At 61.9% G+C, this 19,405-nt stretch carries 12 protein-coding genes; 8 read left to right on the top strand and 4 right to left on the bottom strand.

Annotated elements, in window-relative coordinates; translation table 11 throughout:
• The first annotated feature begins 852 nt into the window (after positions 1-852).
• Complete coding sequence (locus tag SINAC_RS35485; RefSeq protein WP_015250360.1) at positions 853-2,445, top strand: alkaline phosphatase D family protein; 1,593 nt, start codon at positions 853-855, stop codon at positions 2,443-2,445.
• Between the two features lie 67 nt (positions 2,446-2,512).
• Here SINAC_RS35485 and SINAC_RS35480 read toward each other — a convergent pair whose 3' ends face one another.
• The gene (locus tag SINAC_RS35480) at positions 2,513-5,458 is read right to left on the bottom strand and encodes a right-handed parallel beta-helix repeat-containing protein (protein WP_015250359.1); all 2,946 of its coding nucleotides are present in this window, start codon (positions 5,456-5,458) and stop codon (positions 2,513-2,515) included.
• Positions 5,459-6,502: 1,044 nt separating this feature from the next.
• Between SINAC_RS35480 and SINAC_RS35470 the strand changes: the two genes are divergently transcribed.
• Positions 6,503-8,161: an RNA polymerase sigma factor gene (locus SINAC_RS35470; protein ID WP_015250357.1), complete on the top strand. Its 1,659-nt coding sequence runs from the start codon at positions 6,503-6,505 to the stop codon at positions 8,159-8,161.
• A gap of 112 nt (positions 8,162-8,273) precedes the next feature.
• Here SINAC_RS35470 and SINAC_RS35465 read toward each other — a convergent pair whose 3' ends face one another.
• Entirely contained in the window at positions 8,274-8,870 is a 597-nt protein-coding gene (locus SINAC_RS35465) for a hypothetical protein (RefSeq protein WP_015250356.1), read from the bottom strand.
• 621 nt (positions 8,871-9,491) lie between these two features.
• Positions 9,492-9,734, bottom strand: coding sequence for a hypothetical protein (locus SINAC_RS35460; protein WP_015250355.1), 243 nt, complete (start codon positions 9,732-9,734; stop codon positions 9,492-9,494).
• Between the two features lie 252 nt (positions 9,735-9,986).
• Here SINAC_RS35460 and SINAC_RS35455 point away from each other — a divergent pair, with 252 nt between their 5' ends.
• From SINAC_RS35455 to SINAC_RS35440, 3 genes are all read left to right on the top strand, one after another.
• Positions 9,987-11,606 carry a sialate O-acetylesterase gene (locus tag SINAC_RS35455; protein ID WP_015250354.1) on the top strand — a complete coding sequence of 540 codons (1,620 nt, stop codon included), beginning with the start codon at positions 9,987-9,989 and terminating at the stop codon, positions 11,604-11,606.
• 176 nt (positions 11,607-11,782) lie between these two features.
• Entirely contained in the window at positions 11,783-12,451 is a 669-nt protein-coding gene (locus SINAC_RS35445; protein WP_081578334.1) for a ThuA domain-containing protein, read from the top strand.
• 49 nt (positions 12,452-12,500) lie between these two features.
• Positions 12,501-12,866, top strand: coding sequence for a hypothetical protein (locus SINAC_RS35440; RefSeq protein WP_015250353.1), 366 nt, complete (start codon positions 12,501-12,503; stop codon positions 12,864-12,866).
• Positions 12,867-12,881: 15 nt separating this feature from the next.
• Here SINAC_RS35440 and SINAC_RS35435 read toward each other — a convergent pair whose 3' ends face one another.
• Positions 12,882-13,466 carry a sulfur globule family protein gene (locus SINAC_RS35435; RefSeq protein WP_015250352.1) on the bottom strand — a complete coding sequence of 195 codons (585 nt, stop codon included), beginning with the start codon at positions 13,464-13,466 and terminating at the stop codon, positions 12,882-12,884.
• Between the two features lie 500 nt (positions 13,467-13,966).
• Here SINAC_RS35435 and SINAC_RS35430 point away from each other — a divergent pair, with 500 nt between their 5' ends.
• From SINAC_RS35430 to SINAC_RS35420, 3 genes are all read left to right on the top strand, one after another.
• On the top strand, positions 13,967-14,377 hold the full coding sequence (locus SINAC_RS35430) for a hypothetical protein (protein WP_157579479.1): 411 nt from the start codon (positions 13,967-13,969) through the stop codon (positions 14,375-14,377).
• 355 nt (positions 14,378-14,732) lie between these two features.
• Positions 14,733-17,981, top strand: a complete 3,249-nt coding sequence (locus SINAC_RS35425; RefSeq protein WP_015250350.1) for an efflux RND transporter permease subunit — start codon at positions 14,733-14,735, stop codon at positions 17,979-17,981.
• Positions 17,978-19,336 carry an efflux RND transporter periplasmic adaptor subunit gene (locus tag SINAC_RS35420; RefSeq protein WP_015250349.1) on the top strand — a complete coding sequence of 453 codons (1,359 nt, stop codon included), beginning with the start codon at positions 17,978-17,980 and terminating at the stop codon, positions 19,334-19,336. Before SINAC_RS35425 ends, SINAC_RS35420 begins: the two co-directional genes overlap by 4 nt.
• The last annotated feature ends 69 nt before the right edge of the window (positions 19,337-19,405 follow it).

The raw sequence follows: 19,405 nt of genomic DNA, 5'->3' as shown, positions 1-19,405 counted from the left end.
TCGCGCCCGCACTCGCGTCACGCATGCAGTAAAAAATCACGCGTGCATCGCGTGCAGTCAAGGCGACAGGGGTCAATCCAATCCCCTTGAACACCCGAGTCCGCCGACTGCGTGAACCCGCCTCGCTCGTGGAGGCGGCTCCACCCGGCGATGGCCCCGATCAGAATCGAGGAGAGTGTGGCGAGGAGACGACTCGTCAAGGCAGCGTCTTCCTCCCCGCAGAAGGATCAAAACCATTGTGGTCCGCATGCGACGTGCTGATTTCTCCCCTATCATATCAGAAAAAACAAAGGGGAACACAACGCGTAACTCGTCGAACAAACCGCGGTCACCTCGTCGCGATTCGGCCCCATTGACCATTGCCATCGGAGGCCCCGGGGGAGAGTGGTAGGCGGTTCTGGGCTCGACGTGATGATCCCGCTCCGTAGCCCTGGCGCTCAGAGTTTGTCCCAGAAGGCGAATCGCACCGGAGTTTTTGCTGATCTTCCGGGTGCCATGCGGTTCCGTACTCGGACCCCATGCGGGAATGCCTTGGCTGGGGGGCACGGGGTCCGAGCACGGACCCCGTGCTCCCCAACGTCCTTCATTTCCCGGTGAAGCCTGACCTTTCGAGACAGACACCAAGCTGTTTGGTCGCGGTCTTTTTGATTTGCTTATGCGTTGCCAAGGTCCGCTTGGAATTCAAGGAAGAACGCGGCCAGTTGCTGAGATGCAGGTCTTCGGACTCAATGGTGATCGACAGTCACACCAAAACTTCTTTGAACTCCCCGAGAATCTTTGCCGGGGGTCGGTACGGTGGTGGAATTCTCCAGCGTGTTGCATATCTTTGTGCGTCAGGCGAGGACTTCCTCCGTGATCGACCTATCAGAACTGCGTGCCGCCGTGCGGGCTGAGAATGGTGTTAGCCGTCGTCTGTTCCTGGCCTACGGGGCGGCCCTGTCGGCTCTGCCGCTCGTCGGCGCCCGGGCCGAGGCCCAGGCACGCCGCCTTGTCTTTGCCGCCGACCCCTTTTCGCTAGGGGTGGCTTCGGGCGATCCCAACGATACTGGCGTCGTCCTGTGGACTCGGCTCGCGCCGAAGCCGCTTGATCCCGATGGCGGGCTGCCACCGGAGGCGGTCGAAGTGTCCTGGGAGGTGGCAACCGACGATGGGATGCGGGAGATTGTCCGGCGGGGCACGGCCGTTGCCACCCCGCAACTCGCCCATTCCGTCCACGTCGAGGTGAACGGGCTGAAGCCGGACCGTTGGTACTGGTACCGCTTCCGAGCCGGCGACGCGACCAGCCCGGTTGGCCGCACCCGCACCGCCCCTGAGCCGGACGCGACGCCGGAGCAACTGCGATTCGCGTTCGCGTCTTGCTCACACTGGGAACAGGGGTATTTCACCGCCTACGAGCACATGGCCAAAGACGATCTGGACGTGGCGTTCCACCTGGGCGACTACCTCTACGAATATGAGGGGCGGGACAACCTGGTCCGCAAGCACGCCGGGCCGAAGATTCGCACCCTCGCCGACTACCGGGTCCGGCACGCCCAGTACAAGTCCGACCCCCACTTGCAGGCTGCCCACGCCCGTTGCCCCTGGGTCGTCACCTGGGACGATCACGAGTTTGAGAACAACTACGCCAGTGACATTTCGGCGACGGCCGGAATCGACCCGGTCGAGTTCCTGGAGCAACGGGCGAACGCCTACCAAGCCTACTATGAGGCGATGCCGCTCCGCTCCCGCTCCTTGCCGCGCGGGCCGCACATGAAGCTGTACCGGACCCTCCCCTTCGGCCGCCTGGCAACGTTCCAGGTGCTGGACACCCGTCAGTACCGCACCGATCAGCCGAACGACGACCGCAACTCGGATCTGAACGATGCCGCCCTGAGCCCGAAGAACACGATCCTCGGGGCTGAACAGGCCGATTGGTTGAAGTCGGCGCTCCTGCGTTCGACCGGCACCTGGAACGTCCTCGCCCAGCAGGTAATGATGGGGATGGTCGGGCGGAGTCGGCGGGAGGGCGAGCCGACCCGGTACTCGATGGACCAGTGGCCGGGCTACGCGTTCGAGCGGATGAAGTTGGTTCGGTTCCTCGCCGACCGCCGCGTGCCGAACCCGGTGGTGCTGACCGGCGACATCCATTCCAACTGGGTCAACGACTTGCGCGTCGATGACCGCAAGCCGGAGACTCCTGTGGTTGCCACGGAATTCGTCGGCACGTCGATCACCAGCGGTGGCAACGGCTCCGCCGAGGTGGAGGGGCTGAGTGCGATGATGGCCGCCAATCCGGGGGTCCGGTTCCACAACCGTCAGCGGGGCTACGTGCGGTGTACCGTCACGCCCCAGTCATGGACGAGCGACTATCGCATCGTCGAGGACGTCAAGTCGCCCGGAGCCCCGGTGCGGACGCTGAGTTCGTTCGTCGTCGAAGCCGGCAAGCCAGGGGCGCAGCCGGCCTGATCAGGTTCGGGCCCGCGTCGCAACTCCACCGTTGCGACGCGGGTGGCTGCCGTCACTTTCAAACACTTTAAGGAATGTACACGATGCCGTGGGCGTTCGTCAGGTTGACGTTCCCCTTGGCATTCAACTTGATCGTGTTGGCTTTCACCACGGTGCCGGAGCACACGCCAGTGGCAAAGAGGCCGTAGCCCAGGTTGTTGCTGATCTCATTCCCCAAGACCGCGTTGTCGCGGGATGAGAAGATGCTCACACCATTGCCGCCGCTGTTGAGGATCTTGTTCTGCAAAGCCGTCGCCAGACCTCCGATGATGTTGGACGACGTGCAGGCTCCGAGCGAGATCCCTCCGAGGTTGTTGCCCAGGGCGGTGGTGGCGTTGTAGTTTGTTCCGATGTAGGTGTGAAACACGACGTTGTGGTTGGCCTTGTCGGTGAACTCGATCCCGTAACCTCGATTCGCCGAGATGGTCACCTGGGGTTCGATCGAGGGCTTGAATCCGCCGATGGCGTTCCCGTGGGCATGCCCCGAAAACTTGATGCCACTGCCTTGGTTCGGGATGGCCGTTTTGATGGACGTGTTCGTCCCGATCGCGGTGTCGACCACCTGCACGCCGGTGGCATGGCCACCAATCTCGATCCCGTTCCCGAGATTGCCCGAGACGATGCAGGTGCGGATGAGGTTGTCGCCGCCGCTGGACGTGATCAAGATCCCGTTGAGACGATTCGGCGCAGCGTCTCCAAAGGCGTAGATTCCGGCGAAAGTGTTGAACGAGATGAAGCCGCTGGCCTTGTCGCTCACCTCGATGCCGTTGCGTTTATTGCCGGAGATCACGTTGCCAAGCGGGATCACGCCGCCGACTTGCGTGTTCTTGGACGACCCCGAAACCAGGAGACCATCGCCCCCATTGGCCACGATCGTGGCGTTGTTCGCCCCCACGCCCATGAAGTTGGCCTGGACGGTCGTGTCGTTGGAATTGGTGATTCGCAGGCCGTTGCCGCCATTGCCGCTGAGCACGTTGTAGAACACGAACGGGCTCTGCTGGAAGGTGCAGCCGATCAACTGGTTGCCGTTGGCGTTCTCGATGGCTACGCCGTCCAGCCGGTTGCCCAAGGCCGAATTGCCCGAAGCGGTGGTGCCGACGAAGTTCCCGCTCAGCAGGGTTTGCGTGGCACCCTTGTTGATCAGAACGCCGTTGCCTTGGTTGCCTGAGATCAGGTTGCCTTGGGGGGGGCGGACGAACACACTCGCCGTCGGGTCGTTGCCGCCGGTCGCCTGGCCGCCGATCAGGTTCCGCGCTGCGCCCTGGGTGACGAGGATTCCGTTCTTCGCGTTGCCCCGTCGGAGCGTGCCGGTGGCATCCGTTCCGATCTGGTTCATGGCGATCTGGTTGTCGTTGGACCCGTAAATTCCGATGCCGTTGCCGCCGTTGCCACTGATGACGTTGGACAGTTGGAATCCGGTGTTGACCGTCGCCTGGTACGAGAAGGTGCCGGTGGGACTAATGACGATCCCGACCACCTGGTTCCCGGCCACCGAATTGCTGCTGGTGATGGCCGTGGTCGGATCAACGCCGGGATAGTTGAGGTCCACCCAGACCGCCGGTCCAAAGGAACGGTCCGGATTGCGCCTCACGGTCACCCAAGATCCCTGCGCGAAATTGGAACCTGCCTGGAGCGAGTCGGCGTTCAATGTGTAGACGCCCGATTCGGTGCTGCTGATCCCCTCGAAGTGGGTCACGAAGGCCTGTCCGACCGCCCCGTTTGGATACGCGAACGAGGTCCAGTTCGTGAATTTTCCGGTCGCGGAGTCGTAGTCGACCATGTAACCGTTTGAGAGGTTCTCGCTCGGGTCCCCGAGGGTGGTATAGCCGCCGACGATCGTGTAGCTCGTGAGCCCGTTGTGCCAGATGCCATAGGCCGTGGTGCTCGTGGAGCCCGGATAGACGATGTCCGGCAGGAACGTGTTCTGGACGACGTCGTAGAGGAACGCGTGCCCCGTGCCGATGGGCAAGTTCCCCTCCGGGCCGTCGGCGTTGCCGACCGCGAGGTCGCCCATCGTGCTGTGGACGTAGTTGAACTTCGCGTTGGGATAGGCGATCGTCCGGTAGTTGCCGCTCTGCGAGAGATCGGCGGTCGTTCCCTCGAAGATAAACCCTCGAACCGTGTCCTCGCCGGTCCTGTAGCTCCCAACCAACCGCACGACGTTGTTTTGAAGATTGTCGGGTCCGTAGACGCTCGTGGCGACGGCACCCGGGTAATTAACCAGGTAGCTCGTGCCGCCCACGCCCGTAATGGCCCCCTCGTACAGGAGTCCGTTCGACCCCGACGTCCCGGCGATCAGGTACTGGCCGCTCGTATCGCCAGGGCGGATGCCCTGCCAGCCCGTGACGGGCTGGATGCCTACGTCAGCGGTGTTGTAGTAGCTGACGCTCGTCACCGGATCGCGGTGGCCGATCAGGTTGTCGTGCGACGACGCATCGATCCGGACGCCGTCTCCACGATTGCCGGCGACGGTCTTTCCGTCGGCGAGCAGACCGATGTAGTTGCCTTCCACGGTCACTCGCGAGGCGCGAAGCGTGACGCCCGCATCGCCGGCCTTCACCAGCGAAAGCGACTTGAGGACCGATCCGTCGGCACCCTTCTCGAATCGGAGACCCTTGGAACCCTGAAAGTTGACGGTCACGACCGGTGTTCCGGCAAACGAAGGAGCCGTGGAACCGTCGATGGTTACGGTGTCGGTGATCGAAGGGAGCGAGGTCCGGCCGACGCGGATCGTGCCGCTGACCTGAAAGTCAATGCTGTCGGAGCCCGGTTGCGCGTTGGACTCGAGGATTGCCCTGCGGAGGGAGCCTGCTCCCGCAGGGTTGAGGTTCGTCACCGTGAAGGTGGATAAGAGCTGGCGACTTTCCAGAACCTCAACGTCGCCCACCTTCGAATGGACGGAAGATCGACGCTTTGAGCGAACTATCTTGGCCGAAGGCAAGGGTTTGCGGCGAAACGGAGAGTGGAATGCCATGGTGAGATTATCTTTCGTGTGATTTAGGCTGCGCAACCCGAGAATTCCCGGATGTGCATGGATCGAACGTTTCGCGACATTGCTCGGGTCTCCCCGAATGCACGCTGGACTCTGGTCGAAGGTCCAAGCGCAGGGGGGAATCTGAGCTCGGAATTGCCAGATGAACGCTTGGGATCACCTTGTCCGCTCGACCGGATTGACCTTCGCAGCACTTCTCGCAGTTCAGCATAGAACGTGAAAGCAAGGGCGTCCCGGAAATTGAGAGGATGCCCCTGTTGCCTTTCTCAAAGGACGGTGGAACAGTGGGCCTCGTTGTGGTCGCTACCATAAAGCTTTACGTTCCGCTTGTGGCAATAAGCATTGATTTAATTGGCTTATTGGAATTTTGGTTTAAAAAACATAAGTGATTTAATTATTGATTTGTTGCTTGTGGTGCCAGCGGACCCCGGCTGTCCTGATGTAAACAACGCGAAGGCAAACCGTACCAGATGCCTCTTCACGTGGAGCTATTCTGCCGAGATCGGCTCCCAAGGATGCCACGCGGATTGCTCAAACCGTCGTTTCAGGAGTGTATGTTGCTCGGCCCGTTTCTCGAATGCTTGTGCTATGTCGATCCCCTCATCGATCCATTTTCAAGATTCGGCTCTGAGGGGCCTTGGATGACTTATGGGACGCTCGATGTCCTGCTGTTCACAGCTTAGAGAACAGGGACGAGGATGGTTATCACACGCCAGACACCCCGACTGGATCCGACTCCGATGATATTCGTGTATCCGCTGACAAGGCCGCTCGATCGCCGGTCTGTATCACGGCTCGCCCTGCTTTGTTCCTCGGCGCGGTTCTCGCCCGCTGTCGCCGGCAAGAGGGCCGACTGCATCGCCGTCCCACTCGCGATGAAGGCGGTCAAGCCACTGGTCGCCGACTCCAAATCTCCCGGAAAGTGCAACTGACAGGAATGCGCTGAAGAAAAAATCATGGAACGATTCCGGCGCCCGGGGGCTTTACTGTGTGCGGTAACCGAAACCGAGCGGAGGGTCGTCAGGGGTGGGACGTATATCGGACGGAGTTTCTCGGCTGCACCTCCGCTTGCTGTTCAGCGTGGGAGCCACGGCCGGCCTGACGGACGGGCAACTGCTGGAACGGTTTGCGACCCACGGTGGCGAGGCTGCCGAACTCGCTTTCGCGGCGATCGTTGAGCGGCATGGCCCGATGGTGTTCCGCGCCTGCCGCGGCATCCTCAGGGACGATCACGAGGCCATGGACGCCTTTCAGGCCACGTTTCTCATCCTGTTGCGCAAAGGGGGGACGCTCTGGGTCAGGGACTCGCTGGGCCCTTGGCTGCATCGGGTCGCCTGCCGCGCCGCGGGACGTGCCAAGGTCAATGCGAGTCGGCGACGGGTCCACGAGCACGGGGCGGCCGAGCGGGGAAATCGCCCTGAGCAAAGCGCAATCCCGGGTGATCTCGCCGAGGCGCTCCACGAGGAGGTCGACCGGCTCCCGAACCATTACCGCGTGCCGGTCGTGCTCTGTGACATGGAGGGTCGCACCTATGAAGAGGCGGCTCGGTACTTGGGGTGCCCGGTGGGGACGGTTCGGAGCCGGCTGGCACGGGGCCGAGAGCGGTTGCGCGGCCGACTCATCCGCCGCGGCCTGGCGCCGTCGGCCGGAGCGCTCGGCCTGGCTCTCTCGGCGCGGGCCGCCACGCCAGCGATGCCGGCCCACTTGCTGGGTTCCACGATCCAACTGGCCAAGCGGATCCTGGTGGGAAGCACCACGACGGCCGGGGAGGTCTCGGCGTCGGTTCTCGAACTTGCCGCAGGAGTTAGGAGAATTATGCTGATGAGTAAACTTAAGTGCGTTTTGGTTGGCCTGCTCGCGGCCGTTGGCCTGGCGGCGATCGGGGCCGGTGTGCTGGCTCAACAGACGCCGCAGGCCGGGGACCAAGCGGTATCGAAGCCATTGCGGGTTGCCGAAGGGGATCGACCCTGGATCAGGACCTTGCCGAACGGTGCGACCATTGAGGTCATCGGGGTCTCGACCCATCCGTCGGGTCCCCAAACCTGGTGGGGGCCGGAGGGATCGCCGCTAGCCCAGCCGCTGTGCGATCCGTCGGCCACGGACTTAGCAAAAGCTGGGACTTCGATCTTCGGGGGGAAATCGATCTACCGGGCGGTCGTGGTCCGCGTGTCGAACTTGCCCCCGGACTCCAAGCACGGCTTGTGGATGCGCCAGAGCCGAGGCTGGTACGAGCCCGCGACGCGGGACGGCAAGATTGTGCCGGGCCTGAGCGTCGTGATCAGCGAGCATCCCAAGGATCTGGCGGCCTCTGCACTCCACTTTGAGGTGGCCACCGGCCCCTGGCAGGTCGTGGAAGCCTGGGACGGCCGCAACCCGGGAACCCGCCCTGCTCATGGAAGCGTCCCGAACTCCCTCTGGGGAAGGGCCATCGCCACCAAGAAGGGGACAACCCTGACGGTCACGCATGACATCGAGGGCACCGCGGTCCGGCTCGTCGCCGTCGATCGCAAGGGGGAAGAGCATCCGTCCCCTGAGCGAGGAGGGAGCAGGTTGAAAGGGTTTACGCAGTTGGAGGGCGAATTCGACTTGAGCCCGGAGGAGATCCAGGAGTATCGGCTTCAGCAACGGCACTTCGAGCAGATCGATATCCCGAATATTGCCCTCGAACCCACCACGACCGAGTAACCGCTTGCGGTTTAGGAGGAAAGAGGGCAAAGCCGCGAGTCGCCGTCGCACGGATCTGGCTTGTCAGATTCCCAGGCTCACGTCGAGAATTCGCGGCATTCCCTTGGGGCTATCATGATATGGGTGCAAGCTTCAGATAGGCATTTTTCTTCCGTTTGAAAACGGTATAGACGCCGATGCAGATCAATCCGATCCCGAATTGAATGGCAGTGGCAGGCTCCGGCACAGTGGTCACAGGATCTGTTGGATCCGTGGGAACGGTTGTGCCGGGGTTTGTCCCCGGGTCCGTCGGAGGAACGTAAGGCTCGGGCGGCTGAGTCGGCGGTGTCACCGGGGGAGTCGTCGGAGGCACCAACGTCTCGGGTGATACACTGGGTGGTTCTGAAGGAATGTGGATTGGATTATTCGCGCAGTGTTCACGAGCGTTGGCGTCTCGCTCCAGCAGCTTCCCCAGGAACGGGTGATAGTGGGTGAACCGCTGAGGATTGATCGCGTAGCGGACGCGAAGTTCGTTATAGAACTTCCCCCCTGGCAGCATTCCGATGCACTTGGCGTCTGTGAGCAACGGGGCAAGCGTGGGATGGTAAGACGTGAATCGGCTAGAATTCAGTTCCATCCGACCCGCAAGCATCTGCCAGCGAGGCGTAGGAGGAGCATGCCCCGTCTGCGAATAATAATTGAGGGCATACCGCGAAACCACCAGTCCCATTGCTTCAGCTCCTGTGCCACTCCGTGACGTCACACTTGCAAATTGTAGTGTGATACAATGCTGCCTACTATGCTGCGTTGAAAAAAAACGACCAATGTGTTCGTTGCCGTAACCCTCTTGGCAATAAAGCCCTTGACGAGATTTTGGTCAGGCTTCTCACGTGGCAAGGTGGGAAAAAAGTCTACATGCGATCGGACTTTCTCACGAAAATGCGATAATTCTTCCTGCCCCATTCCTTGATCGCACGCTGCCTGTGTTGCCCCGTCCCCCTATATGCCCGTACGGCGGACACGATCGGTCCGACTACGCTTCGGAATCCCTTTTGGTTCCACCCGGGCGGTGGAGTCAACTTGCGGCCAAGATCGGTGTGACGACAAGTCCCGATACGCTGTTCCGGTGCGTCAAGTTGGCCAATGTTGCGTCGCCGTTACTTGCGAGTCGTTGGGAGTACGTGATAACGGTTTGGGCGTGACTCAAATCGTGAGTCGATGAGTGAAATAAGTGGGTGGTTTATTGTCAACATCGATCGTGAGTCGTTTTGTTCGCGTATTGACTTGGTTGGGCCACGTTCCGGCTGATTTCGCCGGACGGGCATCAAGTGCACGACGAGGGCCGCTGCGTTCATCGGTCGGATTTGCCGGACTCGCCGATGTGGGTGATCCATGCCTGGGCCTGCTCGATGAGGCGGAGGTGCGTTGCCGGGACGCCGCCCTCTTCCGGGCCCTTAGCTTGGAACTCGACCTGGAGCGAACGCGGCCGGGGCTGGGTGGAGAGCAATGATTGCTTGCGATGGGTCCACTTGAGCTGTGGGGCGAGACCATGCTGGAGAATCTGCTCGCGCGTTGTCGTTCCTGTCTCTCTCATGGGTCCTGTTGTTGGCGAGATCGGACGTGCTGTGGCAAGGCAGACTGCTGCGTTTGCCCGTCGTCCCCGACCGGGCTTGGAGATTGCGGAGTGCCCCGAACCTGAGATTGCGGTCTCAAGGGAATCTCGGGCACCTGGCTGATCCCCGCTCTTTCCCCTCATCGACTCGCGTCATAGTATGGGGCGCACAGCCGTTGCGCTGCCTTCGCTCGATTTATGCAAAGTGGATTCCGCCCAGGAGATGCGACTCTGATGACTTGCTCCGACTCTCCCCGTCCGCGACGCACTTTGCGCTCGCTGCTGCTCTTGCCAGTGCTCGGTTTCTCACTGATGCTTCCCCGGCCTGTCGTGTCTGTGGTGCAAGCCCAGGCCGTCGAGAGCAAACTCGCGGAATTCAAGCCGGGTCTCGCTGTCAAGGAGCCGGCCGCTCAGCAGGTCTACCAGCGCGGTGAGAACGACCACGCTGATATTCCGATCGTCTTTAGCGAAGACGTCTCCGCTGATGCGAATGTCAGCGTCATGATCTACGGGCCGAACGGTCCCCTGCCGACATCGGTTTACCGCGACGGCAAACTCGTGAACGTTCCGATTGGGGGGCCGTACCGGCTCGACGTCTCGGTCTCTTCGAAGATCGAGCGGCAGGGTGATCAACCGGTCGTCAGGAGCGGCCGAAGGTTCTCGATCAGTCCTGTCTTCGTCGGTGACCTCTGGGTTTTGGCCGGCCAGTCGAACATGGAAGGGGTCGGCAACCTGACCGACGTGACCCCTCCCTCGGACCGCGTCGCGGCCTTGGGCATGGACGGCAAATGGGTCAAGGCTGAGGAACCGCTGCACTGGCTGGTCGACTCGCCCGACCCGGTCCATTCAGGCAACCCGGACGACCGTGAGGCCCGTTCCAAGGCCGCGCACCGTGACCGGACCAAGGGGGCCGGCCTCGGTCTTCCGTTCGGCGTTGCCATGGCCGCCGCGACCAACGTGCCGGTCGGCCTGGTCGTCTGCGCCCACGGGGGCACGAGCATGGAGCAGTGGGACCCGGCCAGGAAAGGCGAAGGGGGGAACAGCCTTTACGGCTCGATGATCCGTCAGATCAAGCTCGCTGGCGGAAAGGTCCGCGGCATCCTCTGGTATCAAGGGGAAAGCGACGCCATGCAGCCGGCCGCCGCCAAGTTCGCCGAGAACTTCACCAAATTCATCGGGGCCGTCCGCGCGGATCTCGACCAGCCCGAACTCCCGTTCTACTACGTCCAGATCGGCCGGTTCGTCGCCGCGGTCGACCCTCAAGGGTGGCACGTCGTGCGGGACGCCCAGCGCTTGATCGCCGACAAAGTTCCCAACACGGCGGTTGTCACCGCGATCGACCTGGAACTCGATGACCTGATCCACGTCGGGACGCACGGCCTGAAGCGGCTCGGCCGCCGTCTGGCTCGGATCGCCCAGCGCGAGCTCTTCGGACAGACCGGGGGGACCACCCCCACGCTCGATCACGTCAGCAAGCGAGCCAACAACACCCTCGTTCTCAAGTTCAAAGGGGTCAATCGACCGGTCGGTGGTCCTCAGCCGATGGATCCGTCCCGCTCTGAGGCCGTGGCCATCTCCCCTTCCTCTGTCCGAACGCCGGCCGAAGGCCTCCGACCCGCGCGGCATATTGGTGGGTTCTCGATCCGCAAGGACGACGGGACCGAAATCCCCTTGATCTTCGATGCGGCCGTCGGGCCGTTGAAGGACACCGTCATTCTCCAACTCTCAGGCGCGATCCCCGAGGGGGCCAAACTCTGGTACGGCTACGGGCTCGATCCCTATTGCAACCTTATCGATGCCTTGGACATGGCTGTGCCTGCTTTCGGCCCGATTTCACTCGACGAGTTGAAGTAGACGAATTGCTGACGCATGCTGATTTGAAATGTGCTGCCAACAAGGAGATCACGCCATGCCTCGTCTTCTGATCACGCTGGCGGCCCTGGCCGCCGTCATCACGGCTCCCGCGGTGACCCCCGCGGCTGAGCCCATCAAGGTCTTGATCATCACGGGAGACAACATCAAAGGCCACGATTGGCCCGGTACGACGCAGACGCTCAAGGACTTACTCTCGGAGGGGGGGGCGATTCAAGGTCGACGCGACGTCGGCTCCGAGCAAGGATCTCACCGACGAGAACCTCGCCAAGTACGACGTGCTCCTGCTCAACTACAAGGAGACGCCGGAGGGGAGTGAAGAGTCGCGCTGGTCGGACGCCAACAAGGCGGCGTTTCTCAAGGCGGTCAAGGAGGGGGGCAAGGGGCTGGTCGTCCATCACTTCGCCTCGGCGGCGTTCACTAACCCCAACTGGAAAGAGTATGAGCAGGCAATTGCGGGTGGTTGGCGGACCCAGGGGTATCACGGCCCCAAGCATGAGTTTCCCGTCAAGAAGACCGGGGTCAAGCACCCGGTCAGCGACGGCGCTCCGGTGAAGTTCGACCATGTCAGCGACGAGCTTTACTCCGCCTCGTTGCGGACCCGCGGGAGCCTTGTGCTCGCCACCGCTTATTGCGACCCGACCAAGCCTCAAGGGACCGGGATCGACGAGGCGGTGATCTGGGTGAACCAGTACGGCAAGGGCCGTGTCTTCAATAATGTGCTGGGGCACGACACCGTGGCGATGTCGGACAAGAATTACCAGCAGTGGATGCGGCGAGGGGTCGAGTGGGCGGCCACGGGCCAGGTGGACGCTTCCTCGAAGTGAGTTGAAGTCGTCAACTCTTCTCGGCGCTCGTCGTTCCTCAGGGAAAACGATGCTCCCCTCGGGCCAGCGCGATTACAGTTCGATCCGCCTGACCCGGCACGCCCTCGAACGGTTCCACGAGCGGTTCGGGGGCGATGCGGTCGATTCCGAGTCGGCGCTGCGCGCGGCACTCAGCCGGACGCGCCGACTCGGTCGGAACGCAGACAATGGGGCTGTCGCAGTCCTGGCCGTTTACCGCGGGCGTGCCCTGGTCGCCATCCTCCAGGACGTCTCTTGCCTGACCATCTTGACCTGGCCTCAGTTCGTCCCCCGGCTGAGTGAATTCGGCCGCACCCGAGTCCCTCGCAAGTGGGGCCGCCTCCTCCGTCGGCTGGTCGATCCTGACCTCGACCTCGATCCTGAAGGGCCGATCTGATCAGTGGGTCGTCGCTCAGGGCGTTGTCGACCGGGTGACGATGAGCCGGCCGGTTTGCGCTTGCATTGGTGTTTCAGGAGATTGCTTGTCATTGTCGTGCCGGGGGAGATTCGCCCGATACACGATGGGATGCCGGGGGTCGCGGGTCCCGCTTGGCTGGATCGAGGGCGCTAGCCCTGACCTGGAGTTGTTGCTTGGCACGCTCTCGGCAGGAGGCCGAGTGTACTTGCCCGGCTCGATCGTTTTCGGAGTCGGGCTGTTCTGGTCCGACGTGACGTAGGTGAAGAACGGGTACAAGGCTGTGGTCAGGTAGGGATAAGGAATCGGCGAAGGTTCGAAGCCGTAGCCGTATGGTACGCCATAGGCGTAGTCATAGCCGTAGGGCACACCGAAACCAGAGGGCGACCCATAGCCGATCCACGGGTTGCCCCAGGAATAGACGCTGAATCGCTCGAAGGAATAGCCCCCTTCCAGGGAGGAACCCCCTCCAAAATATCCTGCACCGCGGAATGAGACCTGGGCGTGAGCCGGCGCCGAGTTCAGCAGGACAACGGCCGCAAATGCCCCCACCTTCGCAAGTGTCCGCAATCTACGCACCATGTCGTCCGCTCCCTCTTCTGGCCGGTTTGGGTGGATCACCCACCAGAGCGCTCCCTTGGCTCTTGCCGGCCTCTTGATGCCTGATCGTTAGTATTGTATACGCCAGGCTTGGGTGTGTGAATGAGTTGGGCGGCCAAATCAATAGGCAGATTTTTGGTCACGACATTTTTGGGTTTATCGAATCGATCGTGACGCCAACCCTCAGCTCTTGTGAGGAAGCGATTGGCTTGGAGTGGGTTTCGGGTTCAACGATTCCACAGTCCCGTTCCTTGTTGGCTCTGAACGTATGATGAGTGATCGAGGAGGTCAACCTGGTTGTCTGCTTGTTCGTCGCGATGGAGTCGCTTTCGGGTGGCTTCTCGTCGCCGGCCGGTCCAGGATGCCTGGCTTTACCATTGCGGAAGCGACAGAATTTGATTTAAGCTTTTCCTCGCTACCGAACGATGTATAATGATAAAGCGTTATTGGCCGAGATTGAGGCCTTGAGGGCACGGGACGGAATGCTTTTCGCTCAGTTGACGTATGCCATCACCCTGGTCGTCTCCACTTTCTTCGGGCCGCTCAGCGGTCCCGGTGAGGGGAAGGCTTGCGTGTTGGCTGCGTTGCGGCCGGCCTATACCCAGCCGGCTCGGGATCACGTCGCAATGCGAACGGACGTGCTTCTTGACACCAAGCACGCCTCCCTGCTCGACGACGAAATCGAAGTTCCGGACGCCCCGGAAGATCGGGTCCCCGACGACCACGGGCAAGCGTTCAGTCCGGATACTCGCGGCTTCCATCTCATCGCTTTTCACACCATCACGACCGGCGGATTCTCCGTCCAGACGCCGAACTCCTCGCGTGTCCACGAACGCCCCTCGGACTGGCACGGACGGCAGCACTTCTTGAGCCTCTGCCGCCTTCGCTGTTGAGCGACCGCCTTCTCCCTTTCGGTCGAGCAGGGCGGGTTGGTCCAAGCATGTCCAAGGCTTCATTGCGTTCGCTTTGAATGCCGGATTGCGCTCGGACTGCTTGACCTGGAGATCGGATCGGTTGGGCTGGCATCCCGGACCGGGGTGGACGTTCTCCCGCTCGCGCCTGTCGCGTGGCGCTACGCCCTCCTCTCATGGGTTGTCCTCCCCCTAGGCTGTTGCCTGACGAACGGTTGAACCTGTCCTTTGGCGATGAGCCGAGGCTGGAACCGTTGCGCGAAATCCCCTCGTCGATGCGTTTGTTCTTCATATAAAAGGCGCTAACCGGTCGGTATCCGATCGAGGAAGTCCGTCGATGGTCCGTGCGATCATTTCGTGGAGCTTGCACAATCGTCTCATCGTGCTGCTTGGCACGGTTCTGTTGATCGCGGTGGGGGTCTATTCGGCCACGAACCTCAACGTCGAGGCCTATCCCGACCCGACCCCGCCCTTGGTCGAGGTCATCACGCAGAATCAAGGCTGGAGCCCCGAGGAGATGGAGCGGCTGATCGGCATCCCGCTGGAAACGGCGCTTAACGGGATGCCGGGGCTGGAATTTCTGCGGAGCACTTCCGTTGCCGGCCTGAACGATATCAAATGTCAGTTCGCCTATGGAACTGACTACTGGGCCGCGCGCCAGGAGGTCATCAACCGGATCGGGTCCGTGGAACTCCCGGGAGGGGTGAAGCCGGAGCTTTCTCCCTGGAGTCCGACCGGGGAAATCGTCCGCTATGTCCTGGAAGGGCCCGGCTATACGCTCAACCAACTCAAGGCCGTGCAGGACTGGGTCCTCACCCGATCCTTGAAGCAGGTCCCCGGGGTCATTGATGTGACCGGTTTCGGAGGGACCGTCAAGCAGTATCAGGTCCTGCTCGACACTCGACTCCTGAAGCAGTATGGCGTGACGTTGCAGCAGGTTGAGGAGGCGATCAAGAACTCCAACGCCAACGTCGGTGGGGACACCCTTGCGCTGGGAACCCAGGCGCACAATGTCCGGATCACCGGGCTGTTGGGGAGCGGAGTCGATCCGCTCGACCCGGCCAAGGTGGAACGGGCGGCGGCGATCGAGAGCGAGAAGCTCGACGACATCCGGCGGGTCGTCGTCGCCACAGCGGATGACGGCACGCCCATCTACGTCCGGCAAGTCGCCCAGGTCATCGTCGGCAATCAGCCGCGACTCGGGCTCGTCGGCCGCGACGATGAAAACGACGTCGTGGAAGGGATCGTCATGATGCGCAAGTACGAGAAGTCCCTCCCGACGGCCGAGGCGGTCGAGGCCAAGTTGAAGGAGATCGAACACGAGAAGCTTCTCCCCAAGGGGATGTCGGTCCGGATCTTCAACCAGCGGACCGAACTGGTCCATGTCACGACCCATAACGTGATTCACAACCTGGTCGTCGGGGTCGTCCTGGTCGTTGGGATCCTCTTCGTCTTCCTGGGCAACTTGACCAGCGCTGCGATTGTGGCCTTGATGATCCCGTTGGCCTTGTTGTTCGCGGTAACGGTCCTGTATGCGCAGGGGAAGTCGGCGAACCTCCTGTCGATCGGCGCGGTCGATTTCGGGATCATCGTCGATAGCTCGGTCATCATCGTTGAAAACGTCTATCGCCATCTGAGTGAACCGGAGACGGGGCCTCCGCGACCGCTGATCGAGCGGATCGCCGAGGCGTCGCACGAGATCGAGCGGGCCTTGTTCTTCTCGACGACGATCATCGTCTGTGCCTTCATCCCGTTGTTCTCGATGACGGGGCCGGAAGGGGCGCTGTTCGGCCCGATGGCGAACACATATGCTTTCTCGATTTGCGGTGCCCTGTTGCTGGCTGTCACGCTCGTGCCGGTCCTCTGCTCGCTCTTATTCCACTCCGGGATGAAGGAATCCGAGACCGTCGTCGACCGCGTGATGAAGCGTCGCTACCTCAAGACCCTCGACCGGGTTTTGCGCTATCGCTACCTCACGCTGACCGCGATGGGAGGGATCGTTGTCTTTACCGCCTGCCTGATCCCGAGCCTCGGCGGGGAGTTCATGCCTCAGCTTGAGGAGGGGAACCTCTGGATTCGCGCTTTGATGCCTCGGACGACCTCGTTGGAGGAGGCTGCTCGGATGGCGCCGCGGATTCGTGAGGTTGTGGCGAGCATCCCCGAAGCTCGAGGAGTCATGTCGCAGGTCGGCCGCCCTGACGACGGTACGGACATCACCAGCTACTACAACATGGAGTTCAACGTCCCGCTCAAGCCGATGGAGGAATGGCGACAGCGGACCCGGACCGTGCTGGGCTACCCGGTGCGGTTCGCCTGGAACGGTCGCGATATCCTGGCACGCACGATCACCCGCGACGAAATTCAAGATGAGCTGATGGAACGGTTCAAGGAGGACTTCCCAGCCTTGAATTTCAACTTCTCGCAATTGATCCGCGACAACGTCGAAGAGGCGCTCTCGGGGGTCAAGGGGGCGAATTCGGTCAAACTCTTCGGTTCCGACCTGGATGTTCTGGAAGAGGTCGGCGAGAAGGTTGTCCAGGTGTTACGGACGGTGCCCGGGATCGATAACGTGGGGCTCTTCCACGTCATCGGCCAGCCCAACCTGGAGATCCAGGTCGACCGCGAGGCGTGTGCCCGTTACGGGATCAACGTGGCCGACGTCGAGGCGGCCGGCCAGGTCGCCATCGGCGGGCGTTCGTTCTCCGAGATGGTCGAAGGCGAGAAGCTCTACGACATCGTCCTGCGTCTGCCGCGCGACCTTCGGGATGACCCCGGGAATATCGCCCACATCCCGATCGACATCCCCGGGACCGACCAAAGACCGGCGACGCGCATCCCGATGTCGCACGTCAGCAAGATCCTTCCCCACAAGCCGGGCGCCTCGTACATCTACCGGGAGAACAACCGCCGCTTCGTTCCCATCAAGTTCGGAGTGCGGGGCCGCGACCTCGCCTCGGCCATTGCCGAGGCTCAGGAGAAGCTCGCCGACCCCACCTCGGGCGTGAAACTGCCGGAGGGTTACCGGGTCGAATGGTCGGGGGAATTCGCCCAGATGGAACAGGCGAATCGGCGGTTGATGCTGATCGTCCCCCTCTCGATTGTCCTGATCCTCGGCTTGCTCTACATGACCTTCAACTCGACGAAGGACGCGCTCCTCGTCATGTGCAACGTGCTGGAAGCCGCGATCGGGGGCATCCTGGCACTCTGGATTACCGGGACACCATTTAGTATCTCGGCGGCGGTCGGCTTCATCTCGATCTTCGGCGTCGCCGTTCAAGACGGTGTTCTGCTGATCTCTTATTTCAATCAGATGCGGGCCGGGGGCCTGTCGGTCCGCGAGTCGATCATGCGGGGGGCCGAATTGCGTGTCCGCCCCGTGGTCATGACCTCACTGACGGCCGCGCTCGGCCTGCTGCCGGCCGCCCTGGCCACCTCGATCGGGTCACAGGCGCAGAAGCCCTTGGCGATCGTGGTGGTCGGCGGAATGCTCTGCACCCTCTTTCTGACGCGCTACCTGATGCCGGTACTCTATAGCTTTTTCCCCGCCCCCCGCGGTCGGGCATCTGAGATGGAAGGGACCTCATGACGTCGCCCAATTTACCGACTCACACGCCCCCTGAACCGGCCCCCGCGACGGGGGCCCAAGGCCGGGGCCCGTCCAAGACGCGGAATGCGGCGCTCGTCGCCATGTTCCTGGCGGGGGCCGGAATCCTCGCCTACCTCGGCTGGAGCCGTCCCGCGCAGCTTCGCAACCTGTGGGCGTCGTTGACGCGTCCCCTGTCCCCCGCGCTCATGGCGGCGGACACGGGCCCTCGTCCGCCTGCCGACCGCCCCCCCTGGGACGGCCTCGTCACTCTGAAAGAACGCGGCCGCGCGTCGATGGGCATCGAGACCACGAACGTGGCGCCGCAGACCGACCCCATCCGCCTCGAGTTGCTTGGCACCTCTGAATACGACTCCGAGACGCTGAGCCAGATCCGTTTCATGTTCAAGGGCCGCGTCGACAAGGTTTATAAGACGGTCGGCCAGACTGTCAAGAAGGGCGACCCGCTGATCGACCTCTACAGCACGGAGTTGGCCGAAACCAAGAGTGCTTATGAGATTAAGCGGATTCAATGGACCTACGACAAGAATTTGCTCGATGCACGCAAGCTGCTTGTCCAAGGGCAGTCGATTGCCCAGCAACTCTTCGCCGAGACGCAGAACAGCGAGATGAAGAGCCGGCGGGAATACGAAGTCGCCCGTGACAACCTCCTCGTCTACGGCCTCTCTGAGGCGGAAGTCGAGGAGGTGAAGGGGCAGGTCGGTTCCCAGAAGGCGCGAATGACCCTCCGTTCGCCGGCCGACGGCATCATCATCACCCGCGATGTCGTCGTGGGTAACCTCTATGACGAGGACGACACCCTGTTGGTCATCGCGCCCCTCGACCACCTCTGGGTCTGGGGCAACGTTTTCGAGAGCGACATCGACCTGGTGCACTTGGGGCAGTCCTGGGAGGTCCACTTCCCCTTCCTGAACCACAAGCTTGTCGGGAAGGTCGAGTACATCTCAAACCGTGTCGACCCGGGCACGCACGCTGTCCGGATCCGGACCTCCGTCCCCAACCCGGAAGGTCGGCTCAAGGCCGACATGCTCGTGAGGGGTTTGTTGGACGTTCCCCCGGTGGCAGGGTGGACCGTAATCCCTAGAACCGCTCTAGTCGTGGCCGACCGCCAGTATTATGTCTTCGTAAAAGTGTCGGGGCAGGCCGATAAATATGAACGACGCACGGTTGGAGTCGCCCAGGAAAAGGAAGACCACGTCGTTGTCGAGACGGGGTTGCGCGCGGGTGAGGAAATCGTGAGTGTCGGGAGCCTGCTCGTTGCCCAGTTGTACGATGACCTGAAGACGGTTCAGACCGGGGCACCGATCGGCGGCGGAGCGAACGTCGACGAGCGGTGAGTGGAACTCTCAAGGTGATCCGCTCGCTGTGGGGCACGGTACTGGTCGGGCCATGCCATGGATAGGCAA

Source organism: Singulisphaera acidiphila DSM 18658 (genome assembly GCF_000242455.2).
GTDB classification, from domain to species: Bacteria; Planctomycetota; Planctomycetia; order Isosphaerales; family Isosphaeraceae; genus Singulisphaera; species Singulisphaera acidiphila.
The sequence above is the reverse complement of the archived record's forward strand: the minus strand, read 5'-3'. Positions and strand labels throughout refer to the sequence as shown.

Bases quoted from the DNA above. Each gene is read 5' to 3' on its own strand.
- SINAC_RS35465 (WP_015250356.1), bottom strand. From the start codon at position 8,870: ATGGGACTGGTGGTTTCGCGGTATGCCCTCAATTATTATTCGCAGACG.
- SINAC_RS35455 (WP_015250354.1), top strand. From the start codon at position 9,987: ATGACTTGCTCCGACTCTCCCCGTCCGCGACGCACTTTGCGCTCGCTG.
- SINAC_RS35440 (WP_015250353.1), top strand. From the start codon at position 12,501: ATGCTCCCCTCGGGCCAGCGCGATTACAGTTCGATCCGCCTGACCCGG.
- SINAC_RS35425 (WP_015250350.1), top strand. From the start codon at position 14,733: ATGGTCCGTGCGATCATTTCGTGGAGCTTGCACAATCGTCTCATCGTG.
- SINAC_RS35435 (WP_015250352.1), bottom strand. From the start codon at position 13,466: ATGGTGCGTAGATTGCGGACACTTGCGAAGGTGGGGGCATTTGCGGCC.
- SINAC_RS35480 (WP_015250359.1), bottom strand. From the start codon at position 5,458: ATGGCATTCCACTCTCCGTTTCGCCGCAAACCCTTGCCTTCGGCCAAG.
- SINAC_RS35460 (WP_015250355.1), bottom strand. From the start codon at position 9,734: ATGAGAGAGACAGGAACGACAACGCGCGAGCAGATTCTCCAGCATGGT.
- SINAC_RS35420 (WP_015250349.1), top strand. From the start codon at position 17,978: ATGACGTCGCCCAATTTACCGACTCACACGCCCCCTGAACCGGCCCCC.
- SINAC_RS35430 (WP_157579479.1), top strand. From the start codon at position 13,967: ATGCTTTTCGCTCAGTTGACGTATGCCATCACCCTGGTCGTCTCCACT.